At 72.4% G+C, this 24,440-nt stretch carries 23 protein-coding genes; 11 read left to right on the top strand and 12 right to left on the bottom strand.

Features of this window, described 5'->3' with window-relative positions; genetic code table 11:
• Positions 1 to 219: 219 nt before the first annotated feature.
• Entirely contained in the window at positions 220 to 1,263 is a 1,044-nt protein-coding gene (locus tag DN051_RS34430) for an acyl-CoA dehydrogenase family protein (RefSeq protein WP_112440566.1), read from the top strand.
• 34 nt (positions 1,264 to 1,297) lie between these two features.
• Here the strand turns inward: DN051_RS34430 and DN051_RS45950 are convergent, their stop codons facing one another.
• On the bottom strand, positions 1,298 to 1,465 hold the full coding sequence (locus tag DN051_RS45950) for a hypothetical protein (protein ID WP_199314740.1): 168 nt from the start codon (positions 1,463 to 1,465) through the stop codon (positions 1,298 to 1,300).
• Positions 1,466 to 1,730: 265 nt separating this feature from the next.
• On the opposite strand from DN051_RS45950, the gene DN051_RS34425 reads away from it, so the two are divergent.
• Positions 1,731 to 2,171, top strand: coding sequence for an SPW repeat protein (locus DN051_RS34425; RefSeq protein ID WP_053761825.1), 441 nt, complete (start codon positions 1,731 to 1,733; stop codon positions 2,169 to 2,171).
• Between the two features lie 116 nt (positions 2,172 to 2,287).
• Here the strand turns inward: DN051_RS34425 and DN051_RS34420 are convergent, their stop codons facing one another.
• Entirely contained in the window at positions 2,288 to 3,055 is a 768-nt protein-coding gene (locus DN051_RS34420; protein ID WP_112440564.1) for an ArsR/SmtB family transcription factor, read from the bottom strand.
• A 127-nt stretch (positions 3,056 to 3,182) separates the two neighbouring features.
• Between DN051_RS34420 and DN051_RS34415 the strand changes: the two genes are divergently transcribed.
• Positions 3,183 to 3,443: a GlsB/YeaQ/YmgE family stress response membrane protein gene (locus DN051_RS34415; RefSeq protein WP_053761823.1), complete on the top strand. Its 261-nt coding sequence runs from the start codon at positions 3,183 to 3,185 to the stop codon at positions 3,441 to 3,443.
• 102 nt (positions 3,444 to 3,545) lie between these two features.
• Complete coding sequence (locus tag DN051_RS34410) at positions 3,546 to 4,025, top strand: nucleoside deaminase (RefSeq protein WP_112440562.1); 480 nt, start codon at positions 3,546 to 3,548, stop codon at positions 4,023 to 4,025.
• A gap of 73 nt (positions 4,026 to 4,098) precedes the next feature.
• Here DN051_RS34410 and DN051_RS34405 read toward each other — a convergent pair whose 3' ends face one another.
• The gene (locus DN051_RS34405; protein ID WP_112440560.1) at positions 4,099 to 4,770 is read right to left on the bottom strand and encodes a chaplin; all 672 of its coding nucleotides are present in this window, start codon (positions 4,768 to 4,770) and stop codon (positions 4,099 to 4,101) included.
• A 302-nt stretch (positions 4,771 to 5,072) separates the two neighbouring features.
• Between DN051_RS34405 and DN051_RS34400 the strand changes: the two genes are divergently transcribed.
• The 4 genes from DN051_RS34400 (at position 5,073) to DN051_RS34385 (ending at position 10,668) form a co-directional block, all read left to right on the top strand.
• Complete coding sequence (locus DN051_RS34400; RefSeq protein WP_112440558.1) at positions 5,073 to 6,677, top strand: alpha/beta fold hydrolase; 1,605 nt, start codon at positions 5,073 to 5,075, stop codon at positions 6,675 to 6,677.
• Between the two features lie 65 nt (positions 6,678 to 6,742).
• Positions 6,743 to 7,837 (top strand): baeRF3 domain-containing protein, encoded by a 1,095-nt coding sequence (locus DN051_RS34395; RefSeq protein WP_053761819.1) that lies wholly within the window; start codon positions 6,743 to 6,745, stop codon positions 7,835 to 7,837.
• Positions 7,838 to 7,918: 81 nt separating this feature from the next.
• Positions 7,919 to 8,944, top strand: coding sequence for a Gfo/Idh/MocA family protein (locus DN051_RS34390; RefSeq protein ID WP_112440556.1), 1,026 nt, complete (start codon positions 7,919 to 7,921; stop codon positions 8,942 to 8,944).
• 275 nt (positions 8,945 to 9,219) lie between these two features.
• The gene (locus DN051_RS34385) at positions 9,220 to 10,668 is read left to right on the top strand and encodes a PP2C family protein-serine/threonine phosphatase (RefSeq protein WP_053761817.1); all 1,449 of its coding nucleotides are present in this window, start codon (positions 9,220 to 9,222) and stop codon (positions 10,666 to 10,668) included.
• An 8-nt stretch (positions 10,669 to 10,676) separates the two neighbouring features.
• Here DN051_RS34385 and DN051_RS34380 read toward each other — a convergent pair whose 3' ends face one another.
• Positions 10,677 to 12,173 (bottom strand): DNA-binding protein NsdB, encoded by a 1,497-nt coding sequence (locus DN051_RS34380; RefSeq protein ID WP_053761816.1) that lies wholly within the window; start codon positions 12,171 to 12,173, stop codon positions 10,677 to 10,679.
• A 233-nt stretch (positions 12,174 to 12,406) separates the two neighbouring features.
• Here DN051_RS34380 and DN051_RS34375 point away from each other — a divergent pair, with 233 nt between their 5' ends.
• Together DN051_RS34375 and DN051_RS34370 are read left to right on the top strand one after the other, a co-directional pair.
• On the top strand, positions 12,407 to 13,585 hold the full coding sequence (locus tag DN051_RS34375; RefSeq protein ID WP_112440554.1) for an aminoglycoside phosphotransferase family protein: 1,179 nt from the start codon (positions 12,407 to 12,409) through the stop codon (positions 13,583 to 13,585).
• A gap of 335 nt (positions 13,586 to 13,920) precedes the next feature.
• Entirely contained in the window at positions 13,921 to 15,804 is a 1,884-nt protein-coding gene (locus tag DN051_RS34370) for an N-acetylmuramoyl-L-alanine amidase (RefSeq protein WP_079001519.1), read from the top strand.
• 114 nt (positions 15,805 to 15,918) lie between these two features.
• Here DN051_RS34370 and DN051_RS34365 read toward each other — a convergent pair whose 3' ends face one another.
• From DN051_RS34365 to DN051_RS34330, 8 genes are all read right to left on the bottom strand, one after another.
• A complete protein-coding gene (locus DN051_RS34365; RefSeq protein WP_053761813.1) occupies positions 15,919 to 16,416 on the bottom strand; it encodes a hypothetical protein in 498 nt (165 codons plus the stop codon).
• Positions 16,417 to 16,483: 67 nt separating this feature from the next.
• Positions 16,484 to 17,083 (bottom strand): CGNR zinc finger domain-containing protein, encoded by a 600-nt coding sequence (locus DN051_RS34360; protein WP_112440552.1) that lies wholly within the window; start codon positions 17,081 to 17,083, stop codon positions 16,484 to 16,486.
• Between the two features lie 172 nt (positions 17,084 to 17,255).
• Positions 17,256 to 18,161, bottom strand: coding sequence for a universal stress protein (locus DN051_RS34355; RefSeq protein WP_112440550.1), 906 nt, complete (start codon positions 18,159 to 18,161; stop codon positions 17,256 to 17,258).
• Between the two features lie 161 nt (positions 18,162 to 18,322).
• A complete protein-coding gene (locus tag DN051_RS34350) occupies positions 18,323 to 18,565 on the bottom strand; it encodes a DUF397 domain-containing protein (protein ID WP_053761810.1) in 243 nt (80 codons plus the stop codon).
• Between the two features lie 82 nt (positions 18,566 to 18,647).
• Complete coding sequence (locus DN051_RS34345; protein ID WP_053761809.1) at positions 18,648 to 19,814, bottom strand: thiolase domain-containing protein; 1,167 nt, start codon at positions 19,812 to 19,814, stop codon at positions 18,648 to 18,650.
• The gene (locus DN051_RS34340) at positions 19,811 to 20,860 is read right to left on the bottom strand and encodes a thiolase domain-containing protein (protein WP_053761808.1); all 1,050 of its coding nucleotides are present in this window, start codon (positions 20,858 to 20,860) and stop codon (positions 19,811 to 19,813) included. Before DN051_RS34340 ends, DN051_RS34345 begins: the two co-directional genes overlap by 4 nt.
• Entirely contained in the window at positions 20,857 to 21,798 is a 942-nt protein-coding gene (locus DN051_RS34335) for a Zn-ribbon domain-containing OB-fold protein (protein ID WP_053761807.1), read from the bottom strand. Before DN051_RS34335 ends, DN051_RS34340 begins: the two co-directional genes overlap by 4 nt.
• Positions 21,799 to 21,854: 56 nt before the next feature.
• The gene (locus DN051_RS34330; protein WP_053761806.1) at positions 21,855 to 22,655 is read right to left on the bottom strand and encodes a crotonase/enoyl-CoA hydratase family protein; all 801 of its coding nucleotides are present in this window, start codon (positions 22,653 to 22,655) and stop codon (positions 21,855 to 21,857) included.
• 164 nt (positions 22,656 to 22,819) lie between these two features.
• On the opposite strand from DN051_RS34330, the gene DN051_RS34325 reads away from it, so the two are divergent.
• A complete protein-coding gene (locus tag DN051_RS34325; protein ID WP_112440548.1) occupies positions 22,820 to 24,439 on the top strand; it encodes an acyl-CoA synthetase in 1,620 nt (539 codons plus the stop codon).
• The last annotated feature ends 1 nt before the right edge of the window (position 24,440 follow it).

The raw sequence follows: 24,440 nt of genomic DNA, 5'->3' as shown, positions 1-24,440 counted from the left end.
CCCGCTCGCCGCGGTCCGCGCCGGACGCGCACCGGGACGGCCGCACCGCGTCCCGGGCGAGGGCCGGGATCCCTCGCGGGGCGGGCGCCGCGACCGCCGCCCTGCCGCTCCCCCGCCCGCGGTGGTGCGACGGCTGAAGGCACCGCGCGGAGCGGAGTCCCGGCGCCGCGACGGCCCACCGACCGGCCGGATCACGCGGAGCGGGTGAGAATCGGTCCCATGACCCTCGCAGCAGACGCGCTCGTCGCCCGCGCCCGGCGCCTGGCGGACGACCTCCTCGTGCCGCACGCCGAGCAGGTGGACCAGGAGGGGGTGCCCGGGAGCCATGTGGAGGCGGTCAAGCGGTCGGGACTGCTCGGACTGGGCGCGCCCGTGGAGTACGGGGGTTCGGCCGCGCCGGTGGCGGTGTTCCGCGAGACGGAGGAGATCCTGGCGGGGGCGTGCTGCTCGACCTGGTTCGTGCAGACGCAGCACCACCGGCCGGTGAAACTGCTCACCGAGAGCGAACTGCCGGTGCGGGACCGCCTGTTGCGCCCGCTGGCCACCGGGGAACTCCTCGCCGGTATCGCCTACACCCATCTGCGCGCCTTCCCCCGGGTGCCGGTCCGGGCCGTTCCGGACCGCGGCGGCTGGCGGTTCGACGGCACGGTGTCCTGGTACACCGGCTGGGGTCTGAACGACGTGATGGTGCTGGCGGGCGTGACCGACGAGGACGAGGTGGTGTTCGTCTGCGCCGAGGCGCGTGAACAGCCCGGGCTGCGCCCGTCGCCGCCCCTGCGGCTCGCGGCGCTGACCGCGGCGCGCACGGTGTCCCTCGCCCTCGACGGGCTGTGGCTCCCGGAGGAAGCCGTTGTGCTGCGCCTCCCGCGGAAGGACTTCGCGCGGTTGGACAGGCCCAAGAACACCAACGCGTCACCGGCGGTCTTCGGGGTGGCGGACGCGGCGCTCGACGTGGTCGCCGGGTCCCGGGACGGGCGGGAGACCGCGGAGGCGCTGCGCGTCCGCCTGGACGAGGTCCGCCGCGGGGCGTACGCCCTCGCCGACCACCCGGTCCCGCACGAGCACATCGAGGAGCGCCTGGCGCTCAAGACCCGGGCCTACGACGTGCTGCGCGCGGCCACGGCCGCGGCGGTCGTCGCGGGCGGGGGCCGTTCCATGGATCTCGGCAGCCGGGCCCAACGGCTCGCCCGCGAGGGGATGTTCCTGCTCGTCCAGGGCCAGACGGACGACGTACGCAGGGCCCACCTCGCCTCGCTCGCCTAGGGCCAGGGTTGCGCACCGGCCCCGGGGCGGGGGGTCACTCCTCCTCGCCGAGCGGCACCACCACGAGGAACGCGTCCGACTTCAGATCCATCACGACCGTCGCGGGCTCACCCTCGGCGCGCAGCGTCGCGGCGTACTCCTCGGCCGGCCACGAGCCCCGCGGAGCCCCGGCCGGAAACCGCTCCAACACCTTCGCTCCCATAGCGGCAGGCACCTCCCGGTCGATTCGTCGACAAGTCCTCGCAGGGACCGCTCTCTTGGGACCCGTCTGCCCTGGATCGCCGCGCTCATGTGAGGGAAGGGGCGAACTCCACGCGACCGGGCGCCGACCGTCCGTGAAGCCGCCGCCGTACGGCGATCCGACCACTACACATAAGGGAGAAATAAGTGCAAAATGGACGTGCGCGGCGCTCACCGCACACCGCACCAGACGCGGTCAGGCCAGCACAGCAAGAAGGAGATCGACCATGGCCAACGTCTCGCCCACCAGAGGTGACATAACCAGCCATCCTGATGCATCCGAAATGCGGGCTCGCTACGACCGTGTGCTCGGCGGCCGTGATGTGGCGCTCGTGGACGGACCGGTGTTCCTGCTCGGTCTGTACTGCGCCGTATCACCGTGGGTCGTCCATTACACGACCAGTCAGCCCGCCCTCGTGCCCCACAACCTGATCGTCGGCATCGCGATCGGCCTGCTGGCCCTCGGGTTCACCAGGGCCCCGGAACGCATGTACGGCCTCAGCTGGGCCATGTGCGCACTGGGCGTCTGGATGATCATCTCGCCCTGGGTCGTCGGACGGAACCCGGACGCCGGCGTCGTGTGGAACAACATCGTCATCGGCGCCCTCGCCCTGATCCTGGGACTCGTGTGCGCCGGTACGGCGGCGAAGAGCGTCCCGAAGCGCTAGGAGACGCCGGGAAGGGAAAAGCGAAAGGGGAACGGGGGAAGAAGCGGGGAAACGGCCGGTCCGCGGGTCCCGCGGGCCGGCCGTCCGCGTGCTCAGCGGTTCGACCGCCGGCGTGCTCAGCGGTTCGGCACCGACCACGGCTCCTCGGGCAGCGGGCTGCCGGTCTCCAGGAGGGACTTGAGGTTGGACAGCACGGCGGCCCAGCCGGAGGCCGCATCGGACCGCTCGTCCTCGTCGGCGAGATCCTCGTGGGTGACGGTGAGCCGGACGATGTCGCCGTGCGGCTGGATGTCGAAGGTGACCCGCGAGTGCCTGGCGGCGTCCGCCTCGTCCTCGGGCGCCGCCCAGGTCGTCACCAGCCGGGTGGGGCGGTCGCTCTCGGTGACGGTGCCCACCACGTCGGCGATGCCGGATCCGTCCGTGCGGACGTGCTCCCAGCGTGATCCCGGGCGCCAGTCGGACACATTGCTGTGGCCCCAGTAGGCGGCGGTCAGGTCGGCATCGGTGAGGGCGTCCCACACCTTCTCGGGCGTGCCGGCGATGTACGTGACGTACACGAACGTGGGCTTGTCGGTCATGGCTTCCTCGGCTCGTCGCTTCACGGCGCCGAGCGCGCTCAGGCGCGGGCGCTCGAACTTGTCGATCCACCGCTCCTGCATCTCGTGGAGCGGGACCGGGTTGAGGTAGTGCAGCTTCTCCCGCCCCCGCCGCACCGTGCTGACCAGGTTGGCCGCCTCCAGGAGGGCCAGATGCTGCGTCACCGACTGACGTGTCATGTCGATGCGTTCGCACAGCTCGCCGAGCGTCTGCCCGTTGTGCTCGTGCAGCCGGTCCAGCAGCCTTCTGCGGGTCTCGTCGGCGAGTGCCTTGAAGACCTGGTCCATCCCTGAGTCGTCCTCTGATCGCACACTCGACGTTATGCAGGGAAATACCTGCATGTCAAGCGCGGACTGTCTTCGCCGCCGGTGGGCACAAGGAGAGCAGCGGGGGTCCCGACAAAGAGGGGTGGAGATGGAGATCTCGGGCATCATCAGTGCCATCGTCATCGGCATCATCATCGGTGTACTGGGCCGGCTGGTCGTTCCGGGCCGTCAGCGCATCGGCATTCTGTGGACGATCCTCGTCGGGATCGCCGCCGCACTCGTCGGCACCGCGATCGCCGCCGGGCTCGACGTGTCCGACACCAGGGGCGTCGACTGGGTCGAGTGGCTCATACAGATCGCTCTCGCGGCACTGGGCGTCGCCGCACTGGACCGGGCCAAGCGCCGTTGACCGGGGGGCGGTCGGGTCGTCGGACCGGGGCGACGCACATGGGCTGCGTCCCGCGATCCACCCGGGCATCATGGCCGCACGGATGGAGGAGGACCGTGCCTCATGGTGCAGGACGACGATCTGCCGTATCTGCGCCGCTGCGTGGAGCTTGCGGCGGCGGCACTGGACGCCGGGGACGAGCCGTTCGGGTCGGTACTGGTCGGCGCGGACGGCGAGGTGCTCGCCGAGGACCGGAACCGGGTGGCCTCGGGTGACCGCACCCGCCACCCGGAGTTCGAGCTGGCGCGCTGGGCCGCGGCGCACCTGACACCGCGGGAGCGTACGGCGGCGACGGTGTACACCTCCGGCGAGCACTGCCCGATGTGCGCCGCCGCCCACGCCTGGGTCGGCCTCGGGCGCATCGTGTACGTGGCGTCCTGCGGGCAGCTCGCCTCCTGGCTCGGCGAGCTGGGTGTGCCGGCGCCTCCGGTGCGCACACTGCCCGTGAACGAGATCGCGCCCGGGGTGCCGGTGGACGGACCGGTACCGGAACTGGCCGATCAGGTACACGCACTGCACCGGCGGTTCCATCAGCGCCGATGACCGCCCCGGTCCGTGAGCCGGTGGTGCGTCGTCCGTGGCTCACGGACCGGGAGCAGGGGCGAGAGCGCCCTGGTCAGTGCCCCCCTTGTGCGCGGGAGCGCCGGTACAGCATCGCACCGCCCAGAAGCAGTGCCGCGGCACCCGCGGCGGCGGGCAGGACGGCGTCCGCGCCCGTCTCGGCCAGCGCGGTGGGCTGCGGGGCGTACGGGGCCGGCCTCGGCTCCGGCAGCGCCTCGGGCGGCGTGGAGGGCGCCGGCCGCGGCGCCGGCTGCACGGGGTCGCCCGGCGTGTTGACGGACTCGTTTCCCGAGGTGCCGTTGCCGACACCGACGACGTTCACGCTGTTCCCGGTGACATTGACCGGGAGGTCGACCGGGAGCTGCACACCGTTGCCGGAGAGCACTCCCGGCGAGTTCGACTCGCTGCCCGTCGCGCTCGACCCGCCGCTCGTCCCACCCGCGGGCGCGGTGCCCTGGACGGTCGCGCCGCCCTCGTTGGCGCACCGGTTGCCCGCCGTGGGGTTGAACAGGCCCACCACGTTCACGGTGTTCCCGCACGCGTTCACCGGTACGTTCACCGGGAGCTGGATCGTGTTGCCGGAGATCAGACCGGGAGAGCCGGCCGCGGCGCCGTCCGCCGAGGAGCCCCCGCCGGCCGCGAACGCGGCGTGCGCCGGCAGCGTCACAGCCATCGCGCCCGAGGCGGCGACAAAGCCGATCACACTGTTCCGGGTAACCCGTCTCATAGGTTCACTGCCTTCCAGACATGGTCGCGGGCACTCACCCGCACCGGATAAAACGCAGGTGAACCATCCGAGTTATGGCTTATCCGCCTTTCACCCCATCGAGCGACACAGATGTCGAACTGGCAGTAAAACCGTCCGAACCCGCCGTATCGCTACGGATCGCTCCGGCTGCGGGCGCGACGGCGGAAGAGTAGGGCTCGGCGACCCGTCGCGCTCGCCGGGAGGCGTGCCCTGCGGTGCCCGCTTATCGTGATCGAGGGCGCCGTCCTGCGGTGCGCAGCGGGGCGCCCCTGGAGGCATCGATGCTGGCCAAGCTGTCACCGCGGCACATGGCCCGGCGCTGTGCGCTCACCGGAGCGGTCGGTCTCGCGCTGGTGGGCGCCGGGTTGCCCACGACGGCCTCCGCACGCGACGCGGAGCCCGATCTGACCCGGTTCTACGACCAGCGGATCAGATGGACGGCGTGCAAGGAGGCGGACGCCCCCGAGGATCTCCAGTGCGGGAAGGTCACCGTGCCCCTCGACTACGCGCGTCCAGGCAAGGGAACACTGGACCTGGCCCTGGCGCGCTACCGGGCCACCGGTGACAAGCGCGGCTCGGTGGTGCTGAACTTCGGCGGTCCGGGCGGGCCGGGCGTCGTGGAACTCGCCCACGGCGGCGACGACTTCATGGATCTCACCGACAACTACGACGTGGTGAGCTTCGATCCGCGCGGCGTCGGCCGGTCCTCCCCCGTCAGCTGCGGTGACGGCCTGTTCCAGAACGCCGCGGCCATGGGCGGGACCGACGAGACGCTGCGCGATCCGCAGACCGCCCTGCGGCAGGTGCGCACCGCCGCCGACGCGTGCGCCGAGAACTCCGGGCCCGTACTGCCGTACATAGGCACGGTCAACGCCTCACGGGACCTGGACGTCATACGCGAGGCGCTCGGCGACAAGAAGCTCAACTACCTGGGTTTCTCCTACGGAACCCGTCTCGGCGCGGTGTACGCGGCCCAGTTCCCCGACAAGGTGGGGCGGTTGGTACTGGACGGCGTGGACACGCTGACCGAGCCGTTGAGCGAGCAGGGTGTCGCGGGCGCCGCGGGACAGCAGGCCGCGCTGGAGGACTTCCTCCGCTGGTGCGTACGGCACGCGTCCTGCCCGCTCGGCCAGGACACGCGCGCCGCCCGGGAAGAGGTCCAGCGGCTGGTCCGCTCCCTGGACGAGGCACCCGTACCGACGGCTTTCAGCGGGGAGTTGACCGGCCAGGACCTGGTGGCGGCGATCAGTCAGGCGCTGTACAGCAAGGACCACTGGCCGACGCTGGAGCGCGCCCTCGCCGCACTGGTCGAGGAGGGGGACACCCGGCACATCGAGGCCTTCGCCACCGGCGGCATGGCGCCCGCCGGCCATCGGGAGCCCCGGCCGAGGACCACACGGACCGGCGACGGAACGCTGGTCGACTACGAGGAGGTCCCGCTCGACAACCTCCCCGCGGCGCTCATGGCGATCAACTGCGCGGACGATCCCGACCGCCCCACGGCCGAGCAGATCACCCGGAACCTCGGCAGACTGCGCGCCGCCTACGAGGAGGCCTCCCCGATCTTCGGCCGGCACCGGCTCGCCCAGGTGCTCATGTGCTACGGGCGCCCCAAGGGCACCGACTACATCCGCGACGAGGTCAAGGACCTCGACACACCCGGGATGCTGCTGGTCGGCACACGTGGCGACCCCGCGACGCCCTACCGCTGGACCACGCAGACGGCGAAGCGGCTGGGGCCGTCGGCCGTGGTGCTCGACAACAAGGGCGAGGGACACACCGGGTACGCGGCGTCCACCTGCGTGCACCGCACGGTCGACGCCTTCCTCCTGTACGGGACCCTGCCGCCGAGCGGCAGTTCCTGCGGTTCGGAGGACGACGGATGAACGATCCACGACATGTCGCGATCACCCCAAATGCCCCATACGTAAATCGGCCCTATGGTTCTGTCATGGAGCACGCACTCAGTCCCACGACCCTCTCCGAGCTGCGCCGCCCGCGCCCCTACCCCGCGGTGTCCGTGCTGACGCCGACACACCGCCGGGAGCCCTACAACGCGCAGGACCGGGTCCGGCTGCGCAATGTGGTGGCCGAGGCCAAGAAGCAGCTGGAGGCCGATCCCGCGGTGACCCGGGAGCGGCGTACCGATGTCGAGGCGCAGCTCGACCTGGCGCTCAGCGAGGTCGATCTGACGCACACCGAGGACGGCCTGGTGATCTTCGCGGCGCCCGGCGAGCACCAGGTGTGGTCGCTGGCCCGTTCCGTGCCCGAGCGGGTGGTGCTCTCGGACACCTTCCTCACCCGCAACCTGGTCTCCGCGCAGGTGTCCGAGCGGCCGTTCTGGGTGCTGTCGGTGTCCGCCGACCGCGTCACGCTGTGGAACGGCGGCGTGGACCGCGTCACCGAGCAGCACACCGGCGTCTTCCCGCTGATCAGGACCGCCGACAACTTCGACCCGGAGCGGGTGGAGCGGATCGGCGACATGCCGAGCACCTTCCGGGACGAGGACACCCGTCACTTCCTGCGCGAGGCGGACACGGCGATCGGCGCGATGCTGCGCGAGAGTCCGCGGCCACTGTACGTGACCGGTGAGCAGGCGGCGCTGTCCTGCCTGGACGAGATCGGCGACGTGACCAGACAGGCCGTGCACGTACCGCACGGCGGTCTGGCGCAGGCGACGCCGGACGCCGTGTGGCAGGCGGTACGGCCCGTGCTCGACGACGAGGCCCTGCGGACCGTCGAAGCCGTGGCCAAGGAACTCGTCGCGGCCCGCGGGCGCAAGGAGTTCGCGGCCGGGGTCGACGAGGTCTGGCAGAACGCCCGGGAGGCCCGGGTGCGGCTGCTCGCCGTCGAGGAGAACTTCCGCGTGACCGTGCGCGACGACGGCGACCACCTCGTACCCGCGTCCGGCGACGACCTCGACGCCCGCGAGGACATCGTGGACGAGATCGTCGAACGGTGCCTGGAGACCGGCGCCGACGTGCGATTCGTGCCCGACGGCACGTTGGGCGACGCCGACGGGATCGCAGGCGTGTTGCGCTACTGAGCCGCCCGCACCCCGCTCCCGGCGCCCCGCGCCCGGCCCTCTACGCTACGCCGGGACTGCCGGCGACGAGGGAGTGCGCACGTGGGTGACCTGCTGGGTGTGGCGGTACTGGGCGCGGGACACATGGGAGCCGACCACATACGGCGACTCGACCGTGTGGTGAACGGCGCCAGGGTCGCCGCCGTCGCCGATCCCGACACCGAGCGGGCGAAGGAGGCGACGGCCGGGATCGACGGCGTCTCGGTGCACGCGGAAGCGGAGGCCGCGCTGGCGGCCCCCGGCGTCAACGCCGTACTGATCGCCTCCCCCGGCCCCGCCCACGAGGAGGCCCTGCTGGCGGCCTTCGCCCGCGGGCTCCCGGTGCTCTGCGAGAAGCCCCTGGTGCCCGACTCGGCGGGTGCGCTGCGCGTCGTCGAGGCGGAGGTGCGGCTCGGCCGGCGACTGACGCAGACCGGCTTCATGCGGCGCTACGACACCGAGTACGCGCGGCTGAAGTCCCTCCTGGACGGCGACCGGTTGGGGCGCCCGCTGATGCTGCACTGCACCCACCGCAACGTCTCCTCACCGCCCGGCTTCACCAGCGCGATGCTGATCAACAGCTCGGTCTCGCACGAGATCGACGCCGCGCGCTGGCTGCTCGGGCAGGAGCTGACCGCCGTGACCGTGCTGCGCCCCGGATCCTCCGCGCACGCCCCCGCCGGACTGGTCGACCCGCAGTTCGTGGTCTTCGAGACCTCCGGCGGCGCCCTCGTCGACGTCGAGGTGTTCGTCAACTGCGGCTTCGGTTACCAGGTGCGCTGCGAGGCCGTGTGCGAGCGGGGCGGCGCGCGGATCGGGGAGGAGCACTCCATGGTCGTCACGACGGCCGGCGACGCCCGCTCCGAGGTCCCGCAGGACTATCTCGTACGGTTCGCGAACGCCTACGACCGCGAGGTCCAGGCCTGGGTCGACGCCACGCGGCGGGGCCGGGTCACCGGCCCCGGCGCATGGGACGGATACGCGGCCTCGGTGGTGGCAGAAGCCGGCGTCCGGGCACTGGAGAGCGGCGCCCGCACGAGTGTCGAACAGGCACCGCGCCCCGAGCTGTACGACGGCGCCCACCGGTAACATGGCCTCTCGAACACCAGCGCGTCGAACACGCGAATGACAGCGTCGGAAAACATCCGACGGTCCGTCAAATCGCGTACGCGCCCTACGCCTCGCAGCAGCGGACGATGTACGCCCCGGCTACGCCATGACCACTCCGTGAAGACTGTGGCATATGCCAGAAGCACCACCGTATCGTGTGTTGCCAAATCCCTTACGGGGCGTCGCGGGCTGTGCAACAGTCATAACGGTCCCTCCGCCCCCCAGGTCGTACCGTCCCCTCATCGGAGTACGTCATGCCGTCCCATCTCTCCGCGGACCGCCCAGCGGCCCAGCCGCCAGGAGGCGGCCCGGTCGACGCGCTGATAACACAGACGCGGCGGCTCAAGGGGGACGTGAACGCCGTACGGCGGGACGCGCAGGGCGACGGATCGGCCCCTCAGGACCGCTGGCAGCGCGCGCTCTACGACCTCGCACTGCACCAACTCGAAGACCTCGACGCGCACTTGGCCCAGCTGCGGGAGGGCCCGCCGACGACGGCCGCGCCGGCCGGCACGGCGACACCGGCCGCCCCGGCGCACGGCTCGCTGCTGAGCCGGGTCGGCAGCGCGGAGTGGAACCTGCTGACGGACGAGGCCAGTTGGTCCGGAGAGCTGTACGAGATCCTGGGCCGCGACCCCGCCGCCGCGCCGCTGACCCTCGACGAGCTGCCCTCCGTGGTGCTCGACGCGGACCGTCCGAAGCTGACCTCGATGGTCACGGACTGCCTGGTCGACGCCAAGCGCATCGACGGCGAGTTCCGGATCGTGCACCCCGACGGCGAGGTCCGTACGGTGCACATGATGGGCGAGCCCGTGCTCGGCGCCGACAGCAGTACGGCCTCCATGTGGGCCGTGCTGCGCGACGTCAGCGAACTGCGGCGCAGCCAGCGGGCGGTGAGCGAGACCCGGGACTCGCTGCGCGGCGACCGGGACCGCGCGCGGACCGAGCAGCGGCTCGGGATCGAGCTCCGGGAGGCCGGGGCGGCGCCCTGGCACAGCACCCTGCCGTTCCCGCTCCAGGGCACACCCGCCCTCGACCTGGCAGGCGCCCGTCTGCCGTCCGGCACGGGCACGCCGGCCGCCGGCGACTGGTACGACGCGGTCGAGCTTCCGGGCGGCGAGAGCCTGCTGAGCGTCGGCGAACTCACCGGGCACGGTGACGCGCTCACCTCGGGCGTGGCGATGCTGCTCGGGGCGCTGCGCGGCATGGCGATGGCGGGCACCCGGCCCGCCCAGTTGCTGGCCTGGCTCAACCAGCTCCTCGACACCACCGTGCAACCGGCCCTGGGCAGCGCCGTCTGCTGCCGCTACCGTCCCGAGACCCGGACGCTGGTGTGGGCCCAAGCAGGACACCCCGCCCCGCTGCTGTTCCGCAGGGGGACGGGGCGCACGTTGCACACTCCGGACGGCGTCCTGCTCGGCGCCTCCTCGGGCGCCGCCTACGGCGAGGCCGAGGTGACGCTGGAGGCCGGCGATCTGATCCTGCTGCACACCGACGGGCTGGTACCCGGACACGGCTCAGCCGGGTCGGGCGGGACCGACGGCGCGGGCAGGGCGGCCACCGTGCACCGCCTCCTCGACCTCGCCCCGCGCTTCGCCGAGACGCACAGCGCGCACGACTGCGTACGCACGGTCGTGGAGGAGTTGGGCGAGTCCGCACGTCAGGACGACGCCTGCGTACTCATCGCCAGGATCACCTCATGACAGCCACATCACACCTGTGAGCTGCTCTTGCCACCGTTGCCCTTCGTCCTGGGCAGCGCGAGTTCGATCTCCTCCCTCAGCTCCTGGATCCTCGGAAATCCGGCGTACTGGGCGGTGAGCCGGTACATCTCGCGCAACCGGTCCCAGGTGCGGTGGGAGGAGTTCGATCCCATCGACATCAGGGCCAGGCGCGCGTACCGGTCCGCCTGCTCCGGGTCGTCCGCGATGAAGCAGGCGGAAGCCATGGACAGGAAGTCGAAGATCTTCGAGCGCTGCCTTCCGTCGATCCTCAGCGCCAGCGCCTTCTCCGCGAAGTGCTGTGCGTGCGCGGCCGCGTCCGGCTCGTACTCCGCCAGCGTCCGGTAGGCGAGGGCCTGCATGCCGTACAGGTCCTCCTCCTTGAACGTCTGCATCCAACTCGGCGGCGGTACGTCGCCCTTGTCGGAGACGAACAGGTCCTCCGCCCGCCCCAGGGTGCGGCGCATGGCCTGGCCCTTGCCCATCGACGCCTGAGCCCAGGCCTCGATGGTGTACAGCATCGCCCGGGTGCGGGGCAGCACCTGGTCGCCGGAGCCGGACTTGGCGAGCTTCATCAGGTCGAGCGCGTCGTCGGGCCGTCCCAGGTGCACCATCTGGCGGGCGGCTCGGGAGAGCGCCTCGCCGGCCCTGGGCCGGTCACCGCCCTCACGCGCGGCATGGGCGGCGATGACGAAGTACTTCTGGGCCGTGGGCTCCAGGCCGACGTCGTGGGACATCCAGCCGGCGAGCACGGCGAGGTTGGCGGCGACGCCCCACAGGCGGCGCTGGAGATGGGGTGGGTGGTGGTAGGCGAGCATGCCGCCCACCTCGTTGAGTTGACCCACGACCGCCTTGCGCTGGAGCCCGCCACCACGAGCGGCGTCCCAGGCTCGGAACACCTCGACGGAGCGTTCCAGTTCCTCGATCTCCTGCGACCCGATGGGGGCGGCCTCGTAGCGGTCGAACCCAGCGGGGTCGGCGTGCAGGGGGTTGTCGGTCGAGGGAGCGTCGGCGGTCAGGGCCGGATCGGTGTGCAGCCATTCGTACATGGCGCTGCTGAGTGCGGATCCCGCGGCGAGCGCGGCACCCGCGCCCACCAAGCCGCGTCGGTTGAGCATGAGGTCCATTCCCGTGAATTCGGTGAGGACCGCGGCAGTCCGTTCGGGCGCCCACGGCACGCCGTCGGGATGCTCCATGCTCCCGCCGCCCTGCCGTTTCCCTGTACGCCCGTGCCGGACCAGACCGAGGTCCTCAATGGTCACGACACGGCCGAGACGCTCGGTGAACAGTGCCTCCAGCACCCGCGGCACGGGATCGCGCGGGATCTCTCCCATGTCGACCCACCGCCGCACCCGTGAGGTGTCGGTCGCCAGCTGGGGGTGGCCCATGGCCGCCGCCTGCCGGTTGACCAGCCTCGCGAGCTCTCCCTTGGACCAGCCGGTCAGGCCGAACAGGTCCGCCAGGCGGGTGTTGGGTTCACCGCTCACGTCAAGCCCCCAGGTTCTCGGCTGAGTTGACAGTAGCCCCGTGACGGTTGCCGGGCGACTATTCGCCACGGTTCGCCAGGGTGCGCCAGATGGTGTGCCACTGGGCAACGGGTGTCAGGTAGGAACGCGCCACCCCGACCCGGTCGCCGAGGGACATTCCCCAGGGTGCACCCGGGAGGTCGGGCCGGGTGGCGCAATGACGTCGCAGGCACACGAAGGGATCTGTTTCGCCCATGTACGCAGCATCGTCTTCCGTGTCCGCCCCGCCCCGGCCGCTGCGCCCCCACCCCCCGGCTCCCGTCTCCCCGCGACCGGGTGAGGCGCCGCTGTCGGGCGGCGGCCCCTATCTCGCCCCGGCGCGCCCGCCGGCACCCGTGCTCGGCGCGGGCCGGACGCAGCGCCCCGCGGGGCTCGGCACTCCACCGCTCAGCGGGAGACTCGACTTGTCCGGCCCTCAGGGCGCCCAACTGCGCACGGCGATCGCCTCGGTGCACCGGATCTGTCCGGAGTTCGCCCCGGTGCAGGTGCTGCGGCGCAGCGGACGGTCGGTGCTCCTGGTCGGTACGACCGGGCGCAGCACGGCCGTCGCCAAGTGCTTACTGGACCAATCGCCGGCCTGGGCCGAGCGGATCCGCCACGAAATAGCTGCTTACCGCTCGTTCGTCCGGCACCGCCCGCCCGTGCGTGCGCCCCGGCTGATCGCGGCGGATCCGGACAACTGCACACTCGTGATCGAACGGATGCCGGGGCGGGTCGCGGCCCTCCAACGGCACCCGCTGGAGGCACCGCCGCGCACGGACATCCGGGCCGCGCTGGGCGCGATCTGCCGGCTGAACGCCTGGCGCCCGCCGGCGGGCACGTTCGACGCCCCGCTGGACTACGCGGCGCGCATCTCCCGGTACCACGAGCTGGGTCTGCTCACCGACCGGGACCTGGGCGACCTCCAGAAGCTGCTGCACGGCATCGCACAGACCGCCGGGCGGCACGGGATGGGCCAGTTCTGCCACGGGGACGCGCTCCTGTCGAACATCCTGCTCTCCCCGGCGGGACCGGTGCTGGTGGACTGGGAGCACGCGGGCTGGTACCTGCCCGGCTACGACCTTGCGACGCTGTGGTCGGTGCTCGGCAACGCGCCCGCGGCGCGGCGGCACATCAGCCAGATCGCCCAGTCCGCGGGCCCGGCCTCGCGGGACGCCTTCCTGGTGAACCTGATGCTCGTGCTGACCCGGGAGATCCGTACCTACGAGACGGCCGTGCAGCGTTCCATGCACGACATGACCCCGGCGGCACCGGGAACGGCCCACCCGGGTGCTGCGCCGTCCGGCGAGGAACAGCGGCTGCTGCTGCGGCGGCTGCACGACGACTGCCAGTTGGCCCGCCGGGCCGTACGCGCGGCGGTCGGCACTCGCTGACGGGGATGACGGACCGCGGTGCGCCGCAGCGGCGGGCGCACCGCGGTCGTCGTCTTCCCGACGGCACCATTGGTGTACGCCACTGACGCGCCGCAGGCCCGCGGGCCCGCGTCGCGAAACTCCTCGCACCCCGCCCTGACATGGGAAATCATCGAGCGAGCAGCATGATTGACGGATCGTCGGAGAGCCGGTACCACTGACACGCCCGGCCCCGCACGGCTCACCGCGCACGACCGTCACAGGAGGCTGCTTTGCCACGATCCGCCATCGACCCCGGCCGTGTCCCGGGGTCGAAACGCACGCGCCGGGCCGCCGGCGCGGTGGCCTCGGCGGCGATGCTGCTGCCGTTGCTCGGCGCCGCCCCGTCCGAGGCCGGGCCCACCGCTCCGCTGCAGGAGGCGTTCGCCGCGGCGGCCGCCGCCTACGACGTGCCGCAGAGCGTGCTCCTCGGCGTCTCCTACCTCCAGTCCCGTTGGGACGAGCACGGCGGCGCGGCGAGCGTGTCCGGCGGCTACGGGCCGATGCACCTCACCGACGCCCGCGCCGCTCTGGCCTCCGCACCGCACCACAGCGAGGGCACGGAGGACCCCCGGGGCGACAGCGCCCGCCCGCCGCTGCACCCCGCCGCGCCGATCTCGCAGGACACCGAACTCCCGGTGCGGCTCGAGACGTTGACGAAGGCCGCCGAGCTGACCGGCCTGAGCGCCGAGGAGTTGCGCACGGATCCGGCGGCGAACGTGGCGGGCGGCGCCGCGCTGCTGGCCGCCGCGCAGGAGGAGCTGGGCGAGCCGCCGAGCGACGATCCCGCGCGGTGGTACGGAGCGGTGGCCCGCTTCTCGGGCGCCGACGACAGCGCGACGGCCGCGACCTACGCCGACGACGTGTTCGACGTGATCCGCACCGGCAAGGAGCGCCTGACGGACGCCGGGCAGCGGGTCTCGCTGGCCGCCCGCCCGGATCTCGCGCCGGAGACGGGGCAGTTGGCGCGGGCGGGGCTGCGCGGGGCGGCCGCCGCGGGGACCGAGTGCCCGGCGACCGTGTCCTGCGAGTGGATCCCGGCGCCGTACGAGGAGTTCGGCGAGGGCGACTACGGCAACCACGACAAGGGGCAGCGGCCGGCGTCGCAGAGCATCGAGTACATCGTCGTGCACGACACCGAGGGCGCCTGGGAGGGCGTGCTCGACATGGTGCAGGACCCCACCTACGTGTCCTGGCAGTACTCCCTGCGCTCCACGGACGGCCACATCGCCCAGCACGTGAAGGCGAAGGACGTGGCGTGGCACGCGGGCAACTGGTTCGTCAACGCCAAGTCGATCGGCCTGGAGCACGAGGGCTTCCTCGCGTCGCCGGACGCCTGGTACACGGAGGCGATGTACCGCTCGTCGGCCCGGCTGGTGAAGTACCTCGCGAAGAAGTACGACATCCCGCTGGACCGGCAGCACATCCTCGGCCACGACACCGTGCCCGGTACGACGACGGCCACGGTCCCCGGTATGCACACCGACCCCGGCCCCTACTGGGACTGGCGGCACTACTTCTCGCTGCTGGGCCGTCCGTTCGGCCCCACGGCGCGGCCCGGCAGCGGCGTGGTGACGATCCTGCCGCACTACGCCACGAACCGGCCCGAGTTCACGGGCTGCGCCTCGGCGGGCACACCGTGCGCGGTGCACGGTTCGAGCGCCGTCCGGCTGTACACGGGGCCCGGGGAGGAATACCCGCTCGTCAAGGACATCGGTCTGCGCCCCGGCGGCGGGGACTCGACGACCGGGGTCAACGACATCGGCTCCCGGGTCTCCACGGGCCAGCAGTACGCGGTGGCCGAACGCCGGGGCGACTGGACGGCGATCTGGTACCTGGGTCAGAAGGCCTGGTTCAAGAACACGAAGAAGGCGCCGACGGCGGTGCCCGCGAAGGGGCTCGTCATCACGCCGAAGGAGGGCCTGGACAGCGTTCCCGTGTACGGGCGGGCCTATCCCGAGGCGTCCGCGTACCCGGCGGGGGTGCCCGTGCAGGCGGTGTCTCCGCTGTCGTACAAGCTGCCCAAGGGGCAGAGGTACGTCGTCGGCGACAAGCTTCCCGGCCAGTACTACTACGCGGTCACCTTCGCGACCGACGCGCACCGGGTCGTGACGGGTGAGGACCTGTACTACCAGATCCAGTACGGCCACCGGGTGGCGTTCGTGCGGGCGGCGGACGTCACCGTGTCGTCGGTGCGGTAGGGGCCGGCCGGCCGTTCGTGTCGTCGCCCGCGGGGCGGCCTCGCGGCGTCGGGTACGAGAGCACGTGCTCGGCGTCGCGAGGCGGACCGGAGTCGTCAGCCGGGGCCCGGGGCCTCAGCCCTGCTGGAACAGCTCGGCGGGCAGTGGCTTCAGCAGGGTGTACAGGTCGTCGGTGATGGGGCGGTCCCAGGCGGCGATGGTGACCAGGACGTTGTCGCTGCGGTCGAACTGCACGCAGGAGATCCGGCCCTCGGAGAGCTTCAGGCGGCGCACGATGAGGAGGTTGTCGCCCTGCATGACCGGCACGTCCTCGGTACCGACGACCGACACCTCCTCCTCGTTCTCCAGGGCCAGCAGCAGCTGGGCCACCTCGAACGGGACCTGTCCCTCGCCGACCTCGCGGGCCGGTGAGCCCTCCGGCAGATTGCCGATGATCATCGCGGGGCCGCGGCCGCCGAACAGGTCATAGCGCAGGAAGACGCCCTGGCAGGTGCCGTCGGGGGCGGGCAGCAGGCCGGCGCCCAGATTGCCGGGCCAGTCTCCCGGATCCATGGCCAGCACGTCGAAGTCTGGCCCGGCGGGGGTGGCGCTGCGGCGGCGGAGGAACGACATGCCGACATGGTACGTGCCCGCAGGTCGTCGGCGTCGGGTGGGCGGCGTCACATACGGCGTTCGGATCCTAGCCGTGCCCGCGGTGGCGTTCGTGGTGCCGGGCGACCCGGGCTCGGTTGCCGCAGGAGGGTTCGCACCACTCCTGGCGGGGGTGTTCCTTGAGGAAGTAGCGGACGCAGCGTGGCGCGTGGCAGGCGCGCAGCCGCGGCCGGTCGGGGCCCGCGAGGAAGGCGATGACGGCCTGCGCGAGGACGGCGACCAGTTCCTCCTCGCCGCCCACGGGCTGCCGGCGCGCCCTCGGTTCGGCGCCGTCGCCCCAGGTCAGGACCGGCACGGAAGGGGTGCGGGCGGCGGCGGAGTTGAGGCGGGCCAGCGCCTCGGCGGCGGGCGGGAGGCGGCCGGCGTCGGCGGAGCTGGGCGCCGCGGGGTGCACCGCGCGGGCGAACAGCGCGCGGACGGCGACACGCAGGTCGCGCACCGCACCGAGGGTGACCGCGTCGGCGGTGAAGTCCGCGGCGGACGGCACGGCGGCGGGACGGGCGCGGACCCAGGCGGTCAGCGCCGCCGGATCGGTCAGGTCGTCGGCGACCCCGCCGTGCCCGTCGTGCCGGACGGTCAGGGCGAGGTCCAGGGCCAGTCGGGTGTCCGTGCTGAGGGAGTCCCGCATGCGGCTAATGATACGAACCCGGCCCATCCATTAGGGAGTGCCCGGTGATGCCTACGCCGCTCCTCGCCATGCTCATGAAAGAGCGGTCGGGCGAACCCCCGCCGCGCCCCACCGGGCAGGACGGGGAGCGGTCGGGCGAACCCCGCCGGGCAGGGCGGCGGGGCGGTGCCCGTCATTCCTCGGGCGGGGACGGTGGTACGACGGCCACCGGGCCCGCCGCGTGCAGCAGGACGGCGTGGGTGACCGAGCCGATCATGCGGGCGGGCGCGAGCAGTCGGCGGCGGTGGCGGCCGACCACGAGCAGATCGGCGTCCACGGAGTTGGCGACCAGGAGTCCGGCCGCGTCGCCCGGCGCCACGGACAGCTCGATCCGGACGCCGGGGTGGCGCCGGCGGTGCGCGGACACCAGGCCGTCCGCGAGCGCCCGCGTCTCCGCCTCCACCACGTCCTGGTCGACACCGGTGGGCAGCAGCTCGCCGGTGGCTCCCGCCCACAGCTGCATCGGCCACGGACAGGCGGCGATCACCTGGAGCCGGGCGCCGCGCCGGGCGGCCTCGGCCACGGCGAAGGCGAGCGGGGCGTCGTCCGGGCCGTCCACGTCGAGGCCGACGACCACGCGGGGTCCTGGTTCCTGGAGCGGCACGTCGGCGACCGTACGGCCGGGCCGCGGCACCACGACCACCGGGCACCCGGCGTCGCGGGCGACGGCGAGCCCGGTGGAGCCGAGCACCAGCCGGGCGAAACCGCCGCGTCCCCGGGAACCGAGCACCAGCAACTCGGCTCCGCCGCTCAGTTCGGACAGCACGGCGCTCGGGGTGCCTTCCGGCGCCAGGTACTCGACGGCCGTGCCGTCGCCCTGTTCCGCGAGGTGCGTCCGCGCCCTCGCCGGCACCGGGTCGTCCGGCTCCGGCGGCCCGGCCTCCTTCGCACCGGCGGGCGCCGTCGGGGTGGCGTACTGCCGCACATGGACGACCCGCAGCGGTGCCGCACGCCGGCGGGCGGCGTCGACGGCCCAGTCGAGGGCACGCAGGCTGTCGTCCGAGCCGTCGAACGCCGCGACGACCGGCAGGGTGTCCATGGCTTGCTCACCTCCGGACGGCGACCCGTCCCTCCTCTGGGCCGAAGCGCTCGCGCGGCGGCCCGGGGAGTGTTCACCGGGCCGCGTGTCCGGAAACACGGGCGGAACACCTCCGGAGCGGTCCGGCCGGGCGGCGGACAGGCCGCCGGGCCGGGGCCGGCTCAGGTCAGATCGAATTCGCCCTCCCGCGCGCCCGAGACGAACGCGCCCCATTCGGCGGGGGTGAAGATCAGGGAAGGGCTCTGCGGGCTGCCGCTGTTGCGCATGGCGATGAAGCCCTCGACAAAAGCGATCTGGACATCCCCCAGCCCGCGACTGCTGGACTGCCACTGGGCATTGCTCAGGTCCAGTTCCGGCTTGTCCCAGCCCATGAGCGGCTGCTGCTGGATGGTGCTCTCGGCCACGTCCGTGCTCCTCCCGGGTCGTCGTCCGCGGCCAGCCTAGCGATCGGTTCCCGAGGCCAACAGGCCACGTTGGGGGGACCTTTCAGGCGTCCGGGGGCTGGTCCCCCACGAGCCACATGGCGAAGAACTGGGACCCTCCGCCGTAGGCGTGCCCGAGCGCCCTGCGGGCGCCGTCCACCTGGTGCTCCCCGGCCTGTCCACGCACCTGGAGCGCCGCCTCGGCGAACCGGATCATGCCGGAGGCGCCGATCGGGTTGGTCGACAGCACTCCGCCCGACATGTTGACGGGCAGGTCACCGTCCAGTTCGGTCACACCGGACTCGGTGAGTTTCCAGCCCTCGCCCTCCGCGGCGAAGCCGAGGTTCTCCAGCCACATGGGCTCGTACCAGGAGAACGGCACGTACATCTCGACGGCGTCGATGTCGCGGCGCGGGTCGGCGATGTGCGCCTGCCGGTACACGTCGGCGGCGCAGTCCCGGCCGGCCCGCGGCGACACGAAGTCCTTCCCGGCGAACATGGTCGGCTCGCTGCGCATCGCTCCGCCCAGCATCCAGGCGGGCGGCCGGGGCGCGCGGGCCGCCCCGGCGCGGTCGGTCAGGACCATGGCGCAGGCGCCGTCGGAGGAGGGGCAGGTCTCCGAGTAGCGGATCGGGTCCCAGAGCATCGGCGAGGCCTGGACCTTCTCCAGGGTGATGTCGTGCTCGTGCAGATGGGCGTACGGGTTCTTCAGGGCGTTGCGCCGGTCCTTGTAGGCGACCAGGGAGCCGACGGCGTCGGGCGCTCCGCTGCGCCGCATGTACGCGCGCACGTGCGGCGCGAAGAATCCGCCCGCGCCGGCCAGCAGCGGCTGCTGGAAGGGGATCGGGAGCGACAGCCCCCACATGGCGTTGGACTCGGACTGCTTCTCGAAGGCGAGGGTCAGGACGGTGCCGTGCACGCGGGCCGCGACCAGGTTCGCCGCCACCAGCGCGGTGGATCCGCCGACGGATCCGGCGGTGTGCACTCGCAGCATCGGCTTGCCGACGGCCCCTAGCGCGTCGGCGAGGTAGAGCTCCGGCATCATGACGCCCTCGAAGAAGTCGGGCGCCTTGCCGATCACCACGGCGTCGATGTCGGCCCAGGTCAGCTCGGCGTCAGCCAGGGCGCGCACGGCGGCCTCCCGGACGAGGCCCGCGATCGAGACGTCCCGGCGGGCGGCCACGTGCTTGGTCTGGCCGATTCCGACGACGGCCACGGGTTCCTTGCTCATCGCGGATCCCCCTCCAGGACGGCGACCAGGTTCTGCTGCAGACAGGGTCCGGACGTGGCGTGGGCGAGTGCCCGGTCGGACTCGCCGCGGTGGATGCGGGCGGCGGCCTCGCCGATGCGGATCAGCCCGGCGGCCATGATCGGGTTGGCGGCGAGCGCGCCGCCGGACGGGTTGACGCACACGGTGTCGTCCAGCCGCAGCGCCCTGCGCAGGACGACCTCCTGCGCGGTGAACGGCGCGTGCAGCTCGGCCGTGTCGACCGGGCGTTCGAAGGCGCCGGCCCGTTCGGCTGCCAGCCGGGTGGAGGGCGAGTCGGTCAGGTCGCGCACACCGAGGCCGTGGGCCTCGATGCGGTGGTCGACGCCACGGATCCAGGCGGGCCGCGGGCACAGGGTGCGGGCCCGCTCCCCCGCCGCGAGGATCACCGCGGCGGCGCCGTCGCCGATGGGCGGGCAGTCACCGGTGCGCAGCGGCCGTACCAGGTGGTCCCCGTGCGGCACCGGCCCCCTGAGCTGTGCGTGCGGGTTGTCCCGTGCCGCCTCGCGGCTGCGGGCGGCGAACGCGGCGAGCGCCGGTTCGTCGGTGTGGCCCGCGTCGATGAGTGCCTGGGCCTGGAGAGCGGCGAGGGCCACGGAGTCCGGCCACAGCGGGGCGAGGTAGTAGGGGTCGAGCTGGCGGGTGAGCACGTCGCGGACGGAGCCGGGCGAGGACTTGCCGTAGGAGTAGACGAGCGCGGTGTCCGCCTCGCCGGTGAGCAGTTTGGTCCAGGCCTCGTACAGCGCCCAGGCGCCGTCCGTCTCGACGTGCGACTCGGAGATCGGCGGCCAGGCTCCGACCCCGTCGAGGGCGAGGGTGAAGGAGAAGGCGCGGCCGGCGAGGTAGTCGCTGGAGCCGGAGCAGGTGAAGCCGATGTCGGCGGTCTTCAGTCCTGTGCGGTCCAGCACCTCGTGCAGGACCGGCATCAGCATCTCCACCTCGGAGAGGTCCTCGCTGGTGCGCCGGTGGTCGGTCTGCGCGAAGGCGACGACGGCGATGTCCCGGGTCACAGCAGCTCCCTGTAGGTGTCGTAGTCCGCGTCGGGCTCGCCGGTGGGCCGGTAGTGGTCGGGGTGGCGGGCGCCCTCGGCCCACACCGGTTCGACCCGCAGCCCCATGCGCACCTGGTCGTAGGGGATGCCGCCGATACGGCCGTGCAGGGCGAGATCGGCGCCGTCGAGAGCGATGTGGGCGTAGACGTAGGGGACCTCGATGTCGAGGTTCTTGGCTTTGATGTTGACGATGCAGAAGGTGGTGACGGTGCCGCGCGGGCCGACCTCGACCTGCTCGCTGGTGGCCAGGCCGCAGGTGGGGCAGGCGCCGCGGGGCGGCACGTACACCTTGCGGCAGGCGGGGCAGCGTTCACCGACGGTGCGCCGCCCGCGGAGCGCGTCGATGTACGCGGTCTGGGCGCGGCCGGGGCTGTAGGTGTAGTCGAGGCGGGCGTGGGCGACGATGCCGGTGACCGCGTCGTCGAAGTGACCGTCGTGCCCGGTGAGCGGCGGTGTCGCGCCGGTGTACGGCTCGAAGCAGGCGATGTCGGTGATCGCGCCGGTGCGTTCCGCCGCCCAGCGGACGCGCACGCGCATTCCGGTGCGGACGGCTTCGGGGCCGGGGGCGTCGAGGGCGTGCAGCAGGGCGGTGTCGGCGCCGTCGAGGCGGACCAGGACCCAGGCGAACGGGGTGTCGAGGGGCTGGCCGCGGCGCGGGTCGTGGTTCCAGGCCCAGGTGGTGACGGTGCCGGTGGGGGCGACCTCGACGAGGTCGCCCAGTTCCTCGGCGGTGACGGGGTCGTACTCGACGGGCGGGACGAGGGTGCGTCCGTCACGGGTGCGCACGCCGAGGACGACGCGTTCGCGCAGTCCGGTCAGGAAGGCGCTCTGGACGGGTCCGAGGGAGCGCGTGAAGGGGAACTCGACGACGAGGGGGGCTTTGAGGACCTCGGGCATGGGGGACGGCTCCTCTGCGGCTCGGGCGCGGCGGTCCGGGAATGTGCCCGCGCCGCTCAGGCGCGGCGGTAGACGGGTGGGCGTTTCTCGGCGAAGGCGCGGGCGCCCTCCTTGGCGTCCGCCGTGTCGAAGACCGGCCAGCCGCGGGCGAGTTCCGCGGCGAGGCCGTCCGTCTCGGTCATCTCGGCGGTCTCGTACACCGAGGCCTTGACGGCCTCGACGGCCAGCGGCCCGCAGGCGTTGATCCGCTCGGCGATCTCCAGGGCCCTGCCGAGCGCGGTGCCGTCGGGGACGACATGGCCGATCAGCCCGATGTCCGCCGCCTCCCGGGCGCTGTACGGGCGTCCGGTGAGCAGCATCTCCAGGGCGTGGGTGCGCGGTATCTGGCGTTGCAGCCGGACCGTGGAGCCGCCGATCGGGAACAGTCCGCGCCGGACCTCGTACAGGCCGAAGGTCGCCGACTCGCCGGCGAGGCGGATGTCGGTGCCCTGGAGGATCTCGGTGCCGCCCGCGACGCAGTGGCCCTCGACGGCGGCGATCACCGGTTTGCGGGGGCGGTGGTGCCGCAGCATCGCCTTCCAGTGCAGGTCCGGGTCGGCGGTGAGCCGCTCCCGGTACTGCTGCCCGGCCATGCCGTTGCCGGCCAGGGCCTTGAGATCCATGCCGGCGCAGAACGCGCCGCCCGCCCCGGTCAGCACGATGGAGCGGATCGCTTCGTCCTCGTCGGCCTCGATCCAGCCGTCGTGGAGCCCGACCAGCATGGGCAGGGAGAGTGCGTTCTTGGCGTCGGGCCGGTTGAGCGTGAGCACCAGTGTGGCGCCTTCGCGCTGCACGGTGAGGTGTTCGGTGCCACCCATGGGTGTCCTCCGTCCGCGGGAACGAGAACAGGTTGCAGGAGGCGGGGAAGCACTTCAAGAGTTTTCTGACACGCAGTCAGATTTCTCTGCGAGGACCCTTCACAGTTGTGCCGCCCTTTGCTCTGATGACCGGCAACCGAGGGGCAGCGAGGTCAGGAGGAGCGGTGGAGTACAACCTTGCCGACCTGTTCGAGTCGATCGTGGACGTGGTGCCGGACCGTGAGGCGCTGGTGTACGTCGACCACCCCGGCACCGGCGCGGAACGCCGCCTGACCTACGCGGAGCTGGACACGGCCGCCAACCGCATCGGCCACCACCTGCTCGACAGCGGGATCCGCCCCGGCGAGCACCTCGGGCTCCACCTGTACAACGGTGTCGAGTACCTGCAGACGGTGCTCGGCTGTCTGAAGGCGCGGATCGTCCCGGTCAACGTCAACTACCGCTACGTGGAGGAGGAACTGGTCTACCTCTACCGCGACGCCGACCTGGCGGCCCTGGTCTTCGACGCCGAGTTCACCGACCGGGTGGCCGCTGCGCTGCCGCGGGTGGAGAAGCTCAGGCACCTGGTGCGAGTGCGGACGGCGCAACCCGGAGCGGCGGACGTGCCGGCCACGGCCTTCACGGACGCCGAGGCGGCCGGCTCCCCGGAACGGGGCTTCCCGGCCCGTTCCGGGGACGACCAGTTCATCATCTACACCGGCGGCACGACGGGGATGCCCAAGGGCGTGATGTGGCGCCAGGAGGACCTGTTCTTCTCCGGGCTCGGCGGCGGGGCGCCGACGGGCGAGCCGGTCAAGAAGCCGGAGGAACTGGCCGAGCGGGTGGCCGCGGGCGGCTTCGGCATCACCTTCTTCCCCACTCCCCCGCTGATGCACGGCACATCCACCCTGACCGCGTTCATCGGCTTCAACTTCGGGCAACGCGTCGTGGTGCACCGCAGGTTCGTGCCCGAGGAGGTGCTGCGGACCGTCGAGCGCGAGAAGGTCTCCAGCATCTCCCTGGTCGGCGACGCGATGCTGCGCCCGCTGATCGACGCGCTCGCGGGCCCGATGAAGGGCACCGACTGCTCCTCGGTGTTCAGCGTGTCCTCGTCCGGCGCGATCATGTCGGAGACCGTGCGGCGGCAGTTCCTCGCTCTGGTCCCGCATGTGATGCTGCTGAACAACTTCGGTTCCTCGGAGTCCGGCTTCAACGGCACGGCGACCGAGGACTCCGGACCCGAGCGGGGCTTCCGGATCCGCGTCAACTCCCGTACGCAGGTGGTCGATCCGGCCACGCGCGAGCCGGTGGCCGCCGGTGAGGTCGGACGGATCGCCCAGTGCGGCCACGTACCCCTCGGCTACTACAACGACCCGGCGAAGACCGCCGAGACCTTCTTCGCGAAGGACGGCGAACGCTGGGTGCTGCTCGGCGACATGGCCACGGTCGACGAGGAGGGCGTCGTGACGGTCCTCGGCCGCGGCTCGCAGTGCATCAACACCGGGGGCGAGAAGGTGTACCCCGAGGAGGTCGAGCAGGCGCTGAAGTCCCATCCGGACGTGTACGACGCGCTGGTGGCCGGGGTGCCGGACGCACGGTGGGGCAACCACGTCGCGGCCGTCGTCCAGCTCCGCACGGGAGCGCCGGCGCCCTCTCTGGAGGACATCCAGACCCACTGCCGGGGCCGGCTGGCCGGATACAAGATCCCGCGCCAACTGGTGCTCACCGAGTCGATCCGCCGTTCACCGAGCGGCAAGGCGGACTACCGGTGGGCACGCGAAGTGGCCGCCGAGGCCGACCGGTAGG

Origin of the sequence: Streptomyces cadmiisoli (genome assembly GCF_003261055.1) — a bacterium.
Lineage (GTDB): Bacteria > Actinomycetota > Actinomycetes > Streptomycetales > Streptomycetaceae > Streptomyces > Streptomyces cadmiisoli.
The sequence above is the reverse complement of the archived record's forward strand: the minus strand, read 5'-3'. Positions and strand labels throughout refer to the sequence as shown.